Below are 13,355 nucleotides of genomic sequence, written 5' to 3'. Positions count from 1 at the left end.
GCCCGGGGGCCGAGGGGGCCCGGGCCGGCACGGTCAAGGGCAGACGGCGAGCGCGTCCAGGGCCACGGCGCCCTCTCCGCGCGGCAGGACCACCAGCGGATTGATGTCCAACTCGGCCAGTTCACCGTCGAGTTCCAGAGCCATCCGCTGCACCCTGAGCACGACCTCGACCAGTGCGTCGACATCCGCGGGGGGCGCGCCGCGCACGCCGTCCAGGAGGGCGTGGCCGCGGAGTTCGCCGAGCATCGCGCGCGCCTGGTCCTCCCCGAAGGGCGGTACGCCCACCGCGACATCCCGCAGGACCTCCACCAGCACCCCGCCCAGGCCCACGGTTACGGTCGGCCCGAAGAGGCTGTCCCGAGTGACGCCGACGACCATCTCGACGCCCCGCTCGATCATCTGGCAGACCAGCACCCCGTCCAGCGGCACGTCCTCGTAGCGGGCGATGTCGGTGAGCTCGCGATAGGCGTCCCTGATCTGGCTGGCCGAGGTCAGACCGACCTTGACCAGGCCGAGTTCGGTCTTGTGCGCCAGCTGCGGCCCGGAGGCCTTCATCACCACGGGGTAGCCGACCAGGCTCGCCGCCCGTACGGCCGCCGCCGCGCTGGTCACCAGCTGCTCGCGCGGGACCCGGATGCCGTAGGCGCGCAGCAGCTGCTTGGCGGCGTGCTCGCTGAGCTGCTGGCCCGGGCGCATCAGGGCCCGGGCCTTGCGGGCGGAGGGGGACAGGACGCGCGGGGCGTCGTCGAAGGGGGAGCGGTAGGCCGCTGCGAAGCGGTGGTGCTCGAGATAGGCGCGGACGGCGGTGACGCAGTTCGCGAAGGTGCGGAAGGTCGCCACCCGCGAGGACCCGAGGAGGGTGTCGCGGTAGGCGTCCTCGGTGCCGACCGGCGAGCCCCACACCACGCACACCAGCTTGTCCGTGCGCTCCGCCGCGTCCACCAGATCCCGCGCCAGCTTGTCGCTCATCGGCGGGAAGGGCCCGGTGATCGGGCAGATCAGGACCCCGATGGACGGGTCGGCCAGCAGCGCGTCGATGATCTTCGGCCCGCGCCAGTCGCCGACCGGGTGCCCGCCGTTGTCGACCGGATTGGCGACGCTGAGGTAGTCCGGTATCCACTGGTGCAGTTCGGCCTGCCGGGCGTCGCCGAGGGTGGGCAGCCGCAGCCCCGCCGCGGTCGCCAGATCGGCGAAGTGGGCGCCGGTGCCGCCGGAGATCGAATAGACCGCGACGCCCTCGGCGGTGGGCTTCCTGGCGCGGGCCAGCAGCGCCGCGGTGTCCTGCAGCTCGTCCAGCCCGTCCACCCGGATCACGCCGAACTGCCGCATCGCGGCGTCCACGACCCCGTCGGCGCCGGTCAGTTTGCCGGTGTGCGAGGCGGCGGTCCGGGCCCCCGCCTCGGTACGGCCGACCTTGACGGCGACGACCGGCACCTTGTTGCGGGCGGCGCGGTCGGCGGCGAGCAGGAAGCTGCGGCCGTCCTTGAGCCCTTCCACATACGCGGCGATGGCACCGACCTCGGGCCGGGTGGCGAAGTAGGAGAGGAAGTCGGCGGTCTCCAGATCGGCCTCGTTGCCGGTGGGGGCCCAGTGCGAGAGGCGGATGCCCAGTTCCTGGAGGCTGAAGACCGGCCTGCCCTGGTGGCCCGACTGCGTGATGAGGGCGATGGCCGGGCCGTCGAGGTCCGTGCGGAACTTCTCGAAGGCGTTGAGATTGGTGTTCGGGCCGAGCAGCCGCAGGCCGGAGCGGGCGACGGCCTCGGCCAGCCGGTCCTGGGCGGCCGCGCCCTGCTCGCCGGTCTCGGCGAAGCCGGAGGCGAAGGCCACCGCGAACTTGACCTTGGCCTCGCCGAGTTGCTCGATGACCGGCAGCGGGTCGCCGACCAGCAGGACGGCGAGATCGACGGCCTCCGGCAGATCGGCGACGGTGGCGTGGCAGGGCCGCCCGAAGACCTCGGCGCGTCCCGGGTTGACGGGATGGAGGCGGGCTCCGACGCGTTCCGCCCAGGCGATCAGCTGGCGGGTGATGCCGGTGTTGGGGCGGCCCTCGCTGTCCGAGGCGCCGACCACCGCCACGGACTCGGGCCGGAAGAAGCGGTCCAGGTCGGGCACCGGGGCGTGCAGCGGCCGCCCGCTGACATCGCGGTCGACGGTGCCGGTGCCCTGTCCACCGTCACCGGGTTGCGGTTCACTGATGCCGTGGACGGTGTGTGGTCGTTGCTCCCCACAGGCCACGACGCGGGCCGGACGGGAGTGCGTGGTGAGGGTGCCGTGAGTCGATCCAAGCATCGCAGACGCCCGCTCCTGTGAGACGGCTCTGATTACCTGACACTCAGTCAGATTACTTGAACTGACGCTGCGTCAGGAATATGGGTGCACGGTAAACATTGCGGTGGGGTTCGGGTTCGAGCCTGGGGGTGGGGTGGAGGCTGGGGGCAGATGCCGGGCGCTCGGTGCCGGGCCGGGGGCGGGTTCCAGTGCAGAGGTCGGGGTCCGAGGGCGGGGTCCGGCGTGGGGTCGGCGGGGGCGTGGAGGCTGGAGGGCGAGAGTCGGGCCCCTCTTGCGTACCCGTCCCGGATCGGCTGAACTGACGTACCGTCAGTGAATTCGCGATCCAGTGGTGCCGGTGCGCGTGGGCCGGTGGGGGCGGGAGGGGTGCCGGGATGGGGAAGACCGGGCGCGGAGGGGCCGGGCCGGCGGGGGCCGTGGCACGTTTCGACCTGCCGGAGAGCGATGCCTTCACCCGTCCGTACTGGGACGCGGCGGCCGAGGGGCGGCTGCTGCTGCGCCGGTGCCGGGCCGAGGGGTGCGGCGCGGCCCACCACTACCCGCGGGAGTTCTGCCCGTACTGCTGGAGCGAGGACGTCGGCTGGGAAGCGGCCAGCGGCCGGGCCACGCTCTACACCTGGTCCGTCGTGCACCGCAATGACCTGCCGCCCTTCGGCGACCGGGTCCCGTACACCGCGGCCGTGGTCGATCTCGCCGAAGGCCCGCGGATGATGACCGAGATCACCGACTGCCCCGAGCCTGCACTGCGGATCGGGATGCCGCTGCGGGTGCACTTCCGCGACGCGGGCGCGACGGGCGACGGGGAGTCGACGGGGGACGCGGGTGCGACGGGCACAACGGATGCCGGGGCCGGGTTCGCCTTACCCGTCTTCCGGCCCGCCTGACCCGCGGCGGGCCCCGGCGATTTCCGGTGGCGGGCCGTCCGGGCGCGCGGCATGCTGAGGCCGTGCTGATCCGTACGGCGACCGGGGCCGACTGGCCCGCCATCTGGCCCTTCCTCCGCGCCATCGTGGCGGCCGGGGAGACCTACACCTATCCGCGGGACCTCGACGAGGCGACGGCCCGCGAGATGTGGCTGCTGGCACCGCCCGGCCGCACGGTCGTCGCCGTCGACGACGACGGGACGGTGCTCGGTACGGCCAAGATGAACCCCAACCACATGGGCGGCGCCTCGCACATCGCCAGTGCCAGCTTCATGGTCGACCCGCGGTACGGGGGCCGCGGCGTCGGACGGGCCCTGGGCACGCACGTACTGGACTGGGCCCGCGCCGAGGGCTACCGGGCGATGCAGTTCAACGCCGTCGTGGAGACCAACACGGGCGCCGTCGCGCTCTGGAAGTCCCTGGGCTTCCAGATCATGACGACGCTGCCCGAGGGCTTCCGGCATCCCACCGAGGGCTATGTGGGGCTGCACATCATGTACCGGCTGCTGTGAGGTCGGCTGCTGTGAGGTCGGCGGCTGTGGGGCCGACCGCCGATCCCGCTACGGCCAGAGCAGTTCGCGCACCCAGCGCCCGCCCTCGCGGCGGTAGTTGAGGCGCACATGCCGGCGTTGCGCATCACCCTGGAAGAACTCGACCTCCTCGGGGTGCAGCACATACAGCGTCCAGCTCGGCACCGGCGCCTCCGGTTCGCGCCGGGCGCGCTCCCACGCCGCCTCCGAGGCACGCGCCAGCTCCTCGACCGAGCCGAGCACCTCGCTCTGCCGGCCGACCAGCGCCGCCGCCAGCGCGCCCGTGGAGCGATGGTGCAGATCGGCCGCGCTCTCCTCGGGACCGGCCGCCGTCACCGGTCCGCAGACCCGTACCTGGCGGCCGACCGCCGGCCAGTAGAAGCCGAGGGCCGCCCGCGGCCGTGCCCGCAGTTCGCGGCCCTTGCGGCTGCCGCGGTGCGAGGCGAAGTGCCAGCCCCGCTCATCGGCGTCGTGCAGCATCAGGGTGCGCACGGAGGGGGCGCCGGCCGCGTCGGCGGTGGCCAGGGTCATCGTGTGCGGCTCGGTGACACCGGCCTCGGCGGCCTCCCGCAGCCACTGCCGGAACAGCGGCAGCGGATCGTCGGGCGCCGCCGCCGGGTCGAACGACGGCAGCTCGGTGTCCCAGACCCGCAGCCCGCGCAGCAGTTCACGGAACGCGCGGGCCCCGTCCTCGTCGGCAGGGTGCGCCGCCGGGCTGCCGGCGGGGGCGGGGTCCGGGGTCTCCCGGCGCGCGGGGTGATCGGTCATGCCAGGCAGCGTACGGCGGTGCGCGCACGGGGCGGGGGAGCGGGCGGCGAACGACGCCCGGAACGGCATCGGGGGCCGGGTCAGAGCAGTTCGACGGTGTCCCCGAGCCGTACCCGCCCCGGCCGCGCCACCGTGGCCAGCGCGTCCAGCCGCATGTCGTGTGCCCGCGCGAGGGCGCGCAGGATCCGCGGGGAGTGCGGCAGGTCCTGCTGGGCCTCGTTGGCCATCGGGCACCGCTCGCTGGAGCGCTCGAACCGCAGGCGCGGGGTACCGCCGATGCGGACGGTGCCGCCGAACCACTCGTCCGCCACGCACGCGGGCGTGCCCGGCGGCGTCCGCACCAGCAGGTTCGGCCGGAACCGGCGCTCGTCGACGGGCACGCCGGGCACGGCCGCGCGGACCCAGTCGAGGGTGGCGGTGGTCAGCAGGCTGACGGGGAGCTGGTCGAAGTGCCAGATCGCCTCCTCACGAGCCACTTCGACATCGTCGCGGCCCAGGTAGCGCCGCACATAGGCGGAGGCGTCCGGTACCGGCTCACTGTCCGGGTCCAGCAGCTCGGGCGGTCGGCCGACCGCGTCGCCGGGGTAGCGGGACCGCAGGCGCAGCAGTCCCGGCATGCGGCGGAAGTGGCGGGTGTTCTTGCCCGAGCCGAACCCTCGAAGCCGAGGAGTGCCACGCCACACGCCCCGTCACGTGGTCAGCGCGGCGAGCACTCCGGCCGCCCCTAGGGGCATCCCCGAAGGCCCGCGCCATTGAGGACATCAGCTGTCCTCGACGCTCACTAGCGTGGGCTCCGGCAGCGTCACTCGTGAAGGAGATCCGATGAGCGAGATCAGCAGCAACCAGCCGTTCGGGACGCCGACATGGGTCGACCTCGGGGTGCCCGACCTCGACCGGGCGCGGGAGTTCTACCACGCGCTGTTCGGCTGGGAGTACGCGCAGCTGCCGACGGCCGACGGCCCGCTCACCCTGTGTCTGCTGCGCGGACGGTGGGTGGCGGCGCTGCGGCCCCGCTCCGCCGCCGACACCGCGGGCGAGTCCTGGTGGCTCCCGTACCTCGCCGCCGACGACTGCGACGGAGCCGTCCGGCGGATCACCGAGAGCGGCGGGACCGTGCTCGCACCGCCGGCCGACCTGGCGGACCTGGCCCGCACGGCCGTCGTGACGGACGCCGTCGGCGCCCCCTTCGGACTCTGGCAGGGACACGCGCTGCCGGGCTGTGAGCTGGTCAACGAGCCCTGCACGCTGGTCCGCAACGATCTGTCGTCCCCGGCCCCCGAGCCGGCCCGCCGCTTTTACGCCGGCGTCTTCGGCTTCACGCTCGACGGCAACGACGCCGTCCCCGACCTCGACTTCACCTTCCTGCGCCGTCCCGACGGACATGAGATCGGCGGCATCTTCGGTGCGCCGACCGCCACCGCGTCCCGCTGGCAGACGGTGTTCGAGGTGGCGGACACCGATGAGCTGGTCGCTCGCGCCCGCGCCGCGGGCGGCACGGCGGACGACCCCGAGGACGCCCCCTACGGGCGGATGGCCGCGCTCACCGACCCGTTCGGCACGGCCTTCAGCGTCATCACCCGCCCGACCGTCCCGTAGGCCCGGTCACCGCGGTCGCCCCGTCCCTCACTCCCGCCCCAGCACCACCGTCCCCGAGGAACAGAACCAGCCACCGGTGCCCGAGGCGACCGCCAGCCGGGGCAGCGCGCCGTCGGCCCTGTGGACCTGGCGGTCCGGACCGGCCTCGCCCCGCAGCTGGCGTACCGCCTCGACCAGCAGGAACAGCCCCCGCATACCGGGGTGGCAGGCGGACAGCCCGCCGCCGTCGGTGTTGACCGGCAACTCCGCGTCCCGCAGCAGCCGCCCCGTCCCGACGAACGCACCGCCCTCGCCCTTGGCGCAGAACCCCAGGTCCTCCAGCGTCACCAGGGTCATATAGGTGAAGGCGTCGTACAGCTCGGCGAGATCGATCTCGTCGGGGCGGACCCCGGCGCGGGCGAAGGCCTGCCGGCCGGAGACGGCCGCGGGCGAGACGGTGAAGTCGTCCCACTGCGACATGGTGGTGTGGGAGACCGCGGTACCCGAACCGAGCACCCATATCGGGGGCTTGGCGAGATCCTGGACGCGGTCCTCGGCGACGAGCAGCACCGCACAGCCGCCGTCGGAGCGGATGCAGCAGTGCAGCATGGTGAACGGGTCGGCGATCACCGGGCCGCCGAGGACGTCGTCGACGGTGATCGGATCGCGGTACATGGCCTCCGGGTTGGCCGCCGCGTTGGCGCGGGTCTGGACCGCCACCTGGGCCAACTGCTCCAGCGTGGTGCCGTATTGGTGCATGTGGCGGCGGGCGGCCATGGCGTATTTGGCGATCAGGGTGTGCCCGTAGGGGACCTCGAACTGGAGGGGGCCGCGGGCGCCGAACGAGAGGTTCGAGGTGCGGCGCCCCGCCTTGATGTCGGCGCGGGCGGTGGAACCGTAGACGAGGAGCACCGCGTCGGCATGGCCGGCGGCGACCGCCTCGGCGGCGTGCGCGGCCAGTACCTCCCAGGTGGCGCCGCCGACCGAGGTCGAGTCGACCCAGGTGGGGCGCAGTCCCAGGTACTCGGCGACCTCGATGGGCGCGAGGGTGCCCAACCCGGCCGAGGCGAAGCCGTCGATCGCCGAGCGGTCCAGGCCGCTGTCGGCGAGCGCCCGGCGGGCGGCCTGGGCGTGCAGGGCGTACGGGGTGGCGTCGTCCACGCGTCCGCAGTCGGACAGGGCGACTCCGGCGACAGCGACCTTGCGATGCCCGTAAGGGGCCCCTGAAGTCATGAATCTGACGGTACATCAGATGTGGGGCGCCGGGGCAGGGTGCGGACCGGGGTGGGTGGGGGGGCGAGGCCGGGGGCGGGAGCGGTGCCGCGGGGCATCGGGCCGCGGACCGGGCCGAACGGGGCGGCCGGTCGGGCATCGGACGCACCTTAAAGCGATTATCGGAGGTTTCCCGCGACCTTTAAATGCTTTCCCGTGGAGGGTATTCTCCGTTTGCGTGTGAAATTGCCGGCGAGGTGTACGGCCGGTTCACTGCTCGCTGTTTGCCCATACGGCGGAGCAGACATTTCCGTGTGCGGGACGCATCTTTCCCGCCGAGCCCGGGGAGTGTCATGTTCGCCTTTGTTCCACGGTCTCCGGGGCGTGCCCGGGTGCCTGGCTCCCTTACGTATACGCGGGTGTGGCGGCTGCTGCTCTTTCGCGGGTGACGTGCGCCGGGAAAATGTCCCCGCGGCGTCCGAGGCGGGTTCCCGCGCGATCGACGACAACTTGAGTGCGTGACATGCCGCCGACTAATGCCCAGGTCACGGGCCAGTAATCGGCGATTCCACCGCCACACTCCCCTTCCCTTCCTTCCCTTTCCCTGCCCTCCTTCCGCGTGTGCGCCTTCATTTCCCTAGCCAAGTGCATTTCCCTTCCAGTCCCACAGGAGAAATCGTGCGTCACTTCAACGTCAAGGGCCTCGTGCTGAGTGCGGTCACCGGATTCACGGCCCTGGTTTTCTGCGCGCAACCGGCATCGGCGGTCACCGGCTCCGGCGGCGGCGGGGACTATCCGTCCGGAGAGGAGGTATTCCAGCTGACCGCACAGCAGACGCAGGGCACATTCGTCGATGTGGACGGGTCGTCCGGCCCCAGCCTCGGGGATGAATTCGTCGTCAGCGGGAATCTGCTGCGCGGCAGTGCCACGGTCGGCACCTACAGCGAGATCTGCACGCTGACCCGCACCGCCCCCGCCGATGAGTTCGACCTCCAGTGCGCGGCCGACCTCGCCCTCCCCCAGGGGCAGCTCACCCTCCAGGGCGGCTTCACCGTCACCAGCGCGGGACCCGGCGACATCGACCTCGCGATCACCGGAGGCACCGGGCGCTACCGCACCGCGCACGGCACCGTCCACGGCGTCGCCACCAGCAGCACGGAGACGCGGCTCACGGTGCATCTGATCCGCTGAGCCGGGCCGCAGGCGTCCGAGGGCGGCCCTAGGGGAAGCCCCGGGGTCGCCCATCGGGCGTGCGGGAACTGCGGGCTCGCCCGAGGGCGTGTCCGCAGCGTCCCGCCCGGTGAACCCCGCCCGGCTCGGACTTTGCCTGCTCGCCCTAGGAAAGTGCACCGCCCGTCCTTACTATGACGGCCCGTCAGATCGGAAGCCGGCGGCCCGTCGGACCGGACGGGTGTTGTCGCACGGTCGGGAGGAGCCCGCCGATGGATGCCGCGTTCACCGAGGAGCAGCACGAAATCCGCCGTACGCTGCGCGAACTGCTGCTCAAGCGCTGCGGCCCGGACAGCGTCAAGGCGGCGGTGCGCACCCCCGAGGGATACGACCGGGAGCTGTGGGGGGAGCTGGCCGGGCGGCTCGGACTGCCGGGGCTGGCGCTGCCGGCCGCGTACGGCGGCGTCGGCTGCGGACCCACCGAACTCGCCCTGGCCTGCGAGGAGACCGGCCGCGCCGTGCTCCCCTCGCCACTGATCGCCACCGCCGCGCTGGCCGCCCCGCTGATCCTCGCGCTCGGCAGTGCGCGGCAGCGGGCCGGACTGCTGCCGGCCTTGGCCGGCGGGGAGCTGACCGGCACGCTGGTCGTACCGGGCGGGCAGCTGGCCACCGCGCTGGCGCTGACCGGGCCGAACGACGGTGACTGGGCGGGCGGCGGCCGGGCCGGGGGGATCCAGGCGCGGCCGGTGGACGGTGGCTGGCGGCTGTACGGCGAGGCCGGGCAGGTGCTGGCCGGGCACACCGCGGAGGTGCTGGTGGTGGCCGCCCACGCCGGCGGGTTCACGCGCAGCCGCACCCTGCTCTTCGTCGTCCGGGCGGAGTCGGCGGGCAAGGCGGCCGGGGGCGCCTGCGAGCCGGGAGCCGGCGGGGCCGGCGTGCCCGGTCTGCTGCGCACCCGGCAGACCGTGCTGGACGAGACCCGTGCACAGGCCCGCCTCGAACTGCGCGAGGTACCGGCCGAGTTGCTGGGAGAGGGGGAGGGCGAGGGAGAGGCGGCCGGTGCGGAATCCGCGGTGACCGCGGCGCTTGCCGCGACCGGGGTGGTGGCGGCCGCGGCACTGGCCGCCGAGGCGGTCGGGGCGGCCGACGCGGCACTGGCCCGCACCGTCGCGCACGTCAAGGAGCGCGAGCAGTTCGGCCGGCCGATCGGGTCCTTCCAGGCGGTGCAGCACCGCCTCGCCGATCTGTACGTACGGCTGCAGGCGGCGCGCTCGGCCGCGTACTACGCGGCCTGGTCGGCGGGCGCCGCGGCGGCAGGCACGGCGGGACCGGACGGCGTGGGTGAGCCCGGGGCGGCGGCGCTGGCGCTCGCGCAGGCGCTGGAGACGCTGCGCGCGGTGGCGGCCGAGGCGGTGCAGCTGCACGGCGGGATCGGCTTCACCTGGGAGCACGAGGCGCATCTGTACTTCAAGCGCGCGGCCTGCGACGAACTGCTGCTGGGCCCCGTGCACCGGCTGCGGGCGCGGGCCGCCGAGGAGGCGGGGCTGTTCGCGGGCGCCGGCGGTGGTCCGGCGGCCCTCGCGTCCGAGGCGGTGGACGTCTGATGCCGCCCGGTGAGCGGCTGGTCCGGAAGGTCTCCGCGACCCGGGCGTTCGCCCGGATCGCACCGCACGTCATCCCGGGGCTGGACCGCGCCCTGCACCGGCTGACCCGGGGAAAGGTGCTGCTCAGCACCCGGATGCTGCCCGGGGTGGTGCTCACCGCGACCGGTGCGGTCAGCGGGCGGCCGCGGCGTACCCCGCTGGCGTGCCTGCCGCAGGAGGACGGCAGCTGGATAGTGGTCGGCAGCAACTTCGGGCGCCCGGGGCATCCGGCCTGGACCGGAAACCTCCTCAAGCATCCGGAGGCCGAGGTGAGTTGGCGGGGTCGGGACGTTCCGGTGCGGGCCCGGCTGCTGACCGGCGGAGAGCGGGCGCTGGCCTGGCGGGCGGCGCTGGCGTTCTGGCCGCCGTACGCCGCGTACCAGGCGCGGGTGGCACGGGAGATCCGGCTGTTCCGGCTGGAGCGGCGCTGAACGAGCCGGCCGGCGGGTGGCACGCCCGGGACGGGACGCGGGCGCAGACGGCGGCGGGCGCCGCGGCGGACCCTTGAGGATCGCGCGGCGCCCGCTGCGTGGGTAATACAGCTATGGCAGGACGAATACAGGACCGACGGCGAACCGTCCCGGGCACACCGGGACTTCGGGGCGCGGCGGCCTCTCGGGCCGCTTCCCCGGCTGCTGTCGCGGGTGCTTTCTCAGGCGGCGGAACTCACAAGAGGCGACGCTATTTGGTCGGCTTCTTTCCGGTGACGCCGAAGTGCACCAGCAGTGCCAGGTTCGGCTTGAGTTCCGTCTGCTTGACACCCCAGCTCTGGAAACCCTTCTGGTGTCCGGCGACGGCCGCCAGCATCGCGACGAGCGAGCCGGCCATGGCGGGCGCGCTCACGTCCTTGTCGACCTTGTTCTTGCTCTGGAGATCCTTGATGGAGTCCGTAAGAGAGTTGGTCACGGCATTCAGGATCTTCATGCGGATCTTGTAGAACCGCTTGTCGCCCTCGGCCGCGCCCAGGTCGACGACGCGCAGAATCGCGTCGTGCCGGCGCCAGAAGGAGAGGAAGCCCTCGACCAGCTCTTCCGCGGTCTGCCAGCCGGACTTGCCCACCCAGGAGCGTTCGGCGACAAGATCGGTCAGAGTGGCGCCTTCTTTGGCCATCTCCTCGGCGATTTCGAGGACAGCGCCCTCGACGTCCGGGAAGTACTGATAGAACGTAGCGGGTGAAGTCCCCGCTTTTCGGGCTACATCGATGACCTTGACGTCCCGATAGGGGGACGAACTGAGCATTTCGCTGAGGCAGTCGAGAAGCTTTTGCCGCGTCGCCTGTCCGCGGCGGCCGGCAACTCTGCCGTCGACGGTTCGCACTTGTCCTGTCATGCCGTCAGCTTACCGAGGGGTGATCGGAGCGCGATTTGGCTGCCTGCAAATGGGGATGGGGGAGTTCGGGTTGCGTAACCCGTCCGTAGGGGCGGGTGGCGGGTCCGGCCGCGGTCGCCACGGGCGCTGCCCCGCTTGGTCCGAACCGGTGAACGGTCTTATCAACAGCCTGTGGACAACTTTGGTGGATAAGTGGTCACCCCCTGTGCGGCAAGTGCACTTCGATGTCCGCCAGTTGAACACTTGCCCCCTCCGTTACTCGCCGTCGCCGGTCCTGCCGCGGCCCCTGTGGATCGCTCAGGCATTCGAATGTTCGCCGGGCGGGGTGGCCGGAGCGCGGCTAGCGTGGGCCTGCGGCCGGGGTGACGGCCGTCACTCTGTGTTGCCCGATCCGCCTCGCGGCGCGATATCGGGAGGGGGTGGCGCCGAAGTGACCTCCGAGCGCGCAGAATTGGGCCGGGGACGTGAGTCCGGTCCAGGGCGGGGGCATGGTCGGTGGGGGAGAGGTGCGCGCGGTCGCGGGGAGGGCATGCTTTCGGCCACCGCGGCCCTGTGTGCCGGAGAGTGTGAACCTCTTCCGTGGTAAGCGCGTCAAACGGAATGGTGAACGTCCGTATATCCGGCGGCACCACGCGAAGGACGTCCGCAACCGGCCGGTAACCCCTGCGGCAACCGCCCGTCGGCGGACGTATCGGAGCACGTCAGGCGGGGTTGGGTGACATCGGGTGACGGGCCCGGTGCGGACTACGGGGGGTATGCGGTGACACGGCGGACAGGCCCCGGGTTCGCAACCGTCGGCCCGGCCAGGAAGAATCAGCACGCGTACGGCCGTTTCGGCGGTCCTCGCCACAAGCGGGGAGGCGCCGCACGGGGCAGTGGCTCTCGGCGGCTCGTGGCTATGGAGAGTCATTTTTCGCCCCACGGGGAGGTGGCAGGCAAGTGGTGGAGCAGCTGAAGCAGCTGACGCAGCACGATCCCCGGCGGATCGGCCCGTTCGAGGTGCTCGGCCGTCTCGGGGCCGGCGGCATGGGGCTGGTCTATCTGGCGCGCTCGGCGTCCGGCCGGCGCGTGGCGATCAAGACGGTGCGTACCGAGCTCGCCGAGGACCAGCTGTTCCGGGTCCGCTTCACACGCGAGGTCGAGGCGGCCCGCGCGGTCAGCGGCTTCTACACCGCGGCCGTGGTGGACGCCGACCCGCGCGCCGCGGTGCCCTGGCTCGCGACGGCCTACGTCCCCGCGCCCTCCCTGGAGGAAATAGTCAATGAGTGCGGGCCGCTCCCGGCCCAGGCGGTGCGCTGGCTGGCGGCCGGCATCGCCGAGGCGCTGCAGTCCATCCACGGCGCGGGCCTGGTGCACCGCGACCTGAAGCCGTCGAACGTGCTGGTCGTCGAGGACGGCCCGCGGGTGATCGACTTCGGGATCGCCTCCGGGGTGTCCAACACCCGGCTCACGATGACCAACGTGGCCGTCGGCACGCCCGCCTACATGTCGCCCGAGCAGGCGCGGGACTCGCGCAGCGTGACGGGCGCCAGCGACGTCTTCTCCCTCGGCTCCACGCTGGTCTTCGCCGCCACCGGGCACGCCCCGTTCCACGGCGCCAACCCGGTCGAGACGGTCTTCATGCTGCTGCGCGAGGGCCCCGACCTGGCCGGACTGCCGGACGAACTGCGTCCGCTGATGGAGTCCTGTATGCAGATGGAGGCCGGCCAGCGGCCGTCCCCCGCCGATCTGCAGTCCCAGCTCGCGCCGCATCTCTTCGGCTCCGGCAGCGACGACAGCGGCACCGCCTCGGCCTGGCTGCCGGCCGGTGCGGTGGCGCTGATCGAGGGCCGGCGCGGCGGTCGCACCGCCGTGCCCGCCGGCGGTCAGCGGGCCGGCTCGGGCCGTGCCGCTGCCCGTCCGGCCCCGGCCGCGCC

General features: G+C 72.8%; 12 protein-coding genes. 7 read left to right on the top strand and 5 right to left on the bottom strand.

All coding sequences use genetic code 11. The features are described 5' to 3' along the window. Positions 1 to 33: 33 nt before the first annotated feature. A complete protein-coding gene (locus IEY78_RS22305) occupies positions 34 to 2,289 on the bottom strand; it encodes an acetate--CoA ligase family protein (RefSeq protein WP_189101002.1) in 2,256 nt (751 codons plus the stop codon). Positions 2,290 to 2,663: 374 nt separating this feature from the next. Here IEY78_RS22305 and IEY78_RS22300 point away from each other — a divergent pair, with 374 nt between their 5' ends. Together IEY78_RS22300 and IEY78_RS22295 are read left to right on the top strand one after the other, a co-directional pair. After that, on the top strand, positions 2,664 to 3,173 hold the full coding sequence (locus IEY78_RS22300) for a Zn-ribbon domain-containing OB-fold protein (protein WP_189101000.1): 510 nt from the start codon (positions 2,664 to 2,666) through the stop codon (positions 3,171 to 3,173). 62 nt (positions 3,174 to 3,235) lie between these two features. Then, the gene (locus IEY78_RS22295) at positions 3,236 to 3,724 is read left to right on the top strand and encodes a GNAT family N-acetyltransferase (protein WP_189100998.1); all 489 of its coding nucleotides are present in this window, start codon (positions 3,236 to 3,238) and stop codon (positions 3,722 to 3,724) included. Positions 3,725 to 3,772: 48 nt separating this feature from the next. Here the strand turns inward: IEY78_RS22295 and IEY78_RS22290 are convergent, their stop codons facing one another. Next, the gene (locus IEY78_RS22290; protein WP_189100996.1) at positions 3,773 to 4,510 is read right to left on the bottom strand and encodes a pyridoxine/pyridoxamine 5'-phosphate oxidase; all 738 of its coding nucleotides are present in this window, start codon (positions 4,508 to 4,510) and stop codon (positions 3,773 to 3,775) included. Between the two features lie 80 nt (positions 4,511 to 4,590). Beyond that, positions 4,591 to 5,127 carry an MOSC domain-containing protein gene (locus IEY78_RS22285; protein ID WP_189100994.1) on the bottom strand — a complete coding sequence of 179 codons (537 nt, stop codon included), beginning with the start codon at positions 5,125 to 5,127 and terminating at the stop codon, positions 4,591 to 4,593. 205 nt (positions 5,128 to 5,332) lie between these two features. On the opposite strand from IEY78_RS22285, the gene IEY78_RS22280 reads away from it, so the two are divergent. Next, positions 5,333 to 6,106 (top strand): VOC family protein, encoded by a 774-nt coding sequence (locus IEY78_RS22280; protein ID WP_189100992.1) that lies wholly within the window; start codon positions 5,333 to 5,335, stop codon positions 6,104 to 6,106. A 27-nt stretch (positions 6,107 to 6,133) separates the two neighbouring features. Here IEY78_RS22280 and IEY78_RS22275 read toward each other — a convergent pair whose 3' ends face one another. Beyond that, a complete protein-coding gene (locus IEY78_RS22275) occupies positions 6,134 to 7,318 on the bottom strand; it encodes a thiolase C-terminal domain-containing protein (protein WP_189100990.1) in 1,185 nt (394 codons plus the stop codon). 657 nt (positions 7,319 to 7,975) lie between these two features. On the opposite strand from IEY78_RS22275, the gene IEY78_RS22270 reads away from it, so the two are divergent. From IEY78_RS22270 to IEY78_RS22260, 3 genes are all read left to right on the top strand, one after another. Next, positions 7,976 to 8,488, top strand: coding sequence for an allene oxide cyclase barrel-like domain-containing protein (locus IEY78_RS22270; RefSeq protein WP_189100988.1), 513 nt, complete (start codon positions 7,976 to 7,978; stop codon positions 8,486 to 8,488). 251 nt (positions 8,489 to 8,739) lie between these two features. Then, positions 8,740 to 10,071, top strand: a complete 1,332-nt coding sequence (locus IEY78_RS22265; protein ID WP_189100986.1) for an acyl-CoA dehydrogenase family protein — start codon at positions 8,740 to 8,742, stop codon at positions 10,069 to 10,071. After that, positions 10,071 to 10,541, top strand: coding sequence for a nitroreductase/quinone reductase family protein (locus IEY78_RS22260; protein ID WP_189100984.1), 471 nt, complete (start codon positions 10,071 to 10,073; stop codon positions 10,539 to 10,541). The genes IEY78_RS22265 and IEY78_RS22260 overlap by 1 nt, the downstream gene beginning before the upstream one ends. Positions 10,542 to 10,791: 250 nt before the next feature. Here IEY78_RS22260 and IEY78_RS22255 read toward each other — a convergent pair whose 3' ends face one another. Then, complete coding sequence (locus tag IEY78_RS22255; protein WP_189100982.1) at positions 10,792 to 11,439, bottom strand: TetR family transcriptional regulator; 648 nt, start codon at positions 11,437 to 11,439, stop codon at positions 10,792 to 10,794. A 951-nt stretch (positions 11,440 to 12,390) separates the two neighbouring features. On the opposite strand from IEY78_RS22255, the gene IEY78_RS22250 reads away from it, so the two are divergent. Continuing rightward, on the top strand, positions 12,391 to 13,355 hold a 965-nt coding region (locus tag IEY78_RS22250), incomplete at its 3' end, for a serine/threonine-protein kinase (RefSeq protein WP_229700123.1).

The organism is Streptomyces kronopolitis (assembly GCF_014646275.1).
Classification (GTDB): domain Bacteria; phylum Actinomycetota; class Actinomycetes; order Streptomycetales; family Streptomycetaceae; genus Streptomyces; species Streptomyces kronopolitis.
The sequence above is the reverse complement of the archived record's forward strand: the minus strand, read 5'-3'. Positions and strand labels throughout refer to the sequence as shown.

Bases quoted from the DNA above. Each gene is read 5' to 3' on its own strand.
- IEY78_RS22285 (WP_189100994.1), bottom strand. From the start codon at position 5,127: ATGCCGGGACTGCTGCGCCTGCGGTCCCGCTACCCCGGCGACGCGGTC.
- IEY78_RS22290 (WP_189100996.1), bottom strand. From the start codon at position 4,510: ATGACCGATCACCCCGCGCGCCGGGAGACCCCGGACCCCGCCCCCGCC.
- IEY78_RS22265 (WP_189100986.1), top strand. From the start codon at position 8,740: ATGGATGCCGCGTTCACCGAGGAGCAGCACGAAATCCGCCGTACGCTG.
- IEY78_RS22280 (WP_189100992.1), top strand. From the start codon at position 5,333: ATGAGCGAGATCAGCAGCAACCAGCCGTTCGGGACGCCGACATGGGTC.
- IEY78_RS22305 (WP_189101002.1), bottom strand. From the start codon at position 2,289: ATGCTTGGATCGACTCACGGCACCCTCACCACGCACTCCCGTCCGGCC.
- IEY78_RS22300 (WP_189101000.1), top strand. From the start codon at position 2,664: ATGGGGAAGACCGGGCGCGGAGGGGCCGGGCCGGCGGGGGCCGTGGCA.
- IEY78_RS22260 (WP_189100984.1), top strand. From the start codon at position 10,071: ATGCCGCCCGGTGAGCGGCTGGTCCGGAAGGTCTCCGCGACCCGGGCG.
- IEY78_RS22255 (WP_189100982.1), bottom strand. From the start codon at position 11,439: ATGACAGGACAAGTGCGAACCGTCGACGGCAGAGTTGCCGGCCGCCGC.
- IEY78_RS22275 (WP_189100990.1), bottom strand. From the start codon at position 7,318: ATGACTTCAGGGGCCCCTTACGGGCATCGCAAGGTCGCTGTCGCCGGA.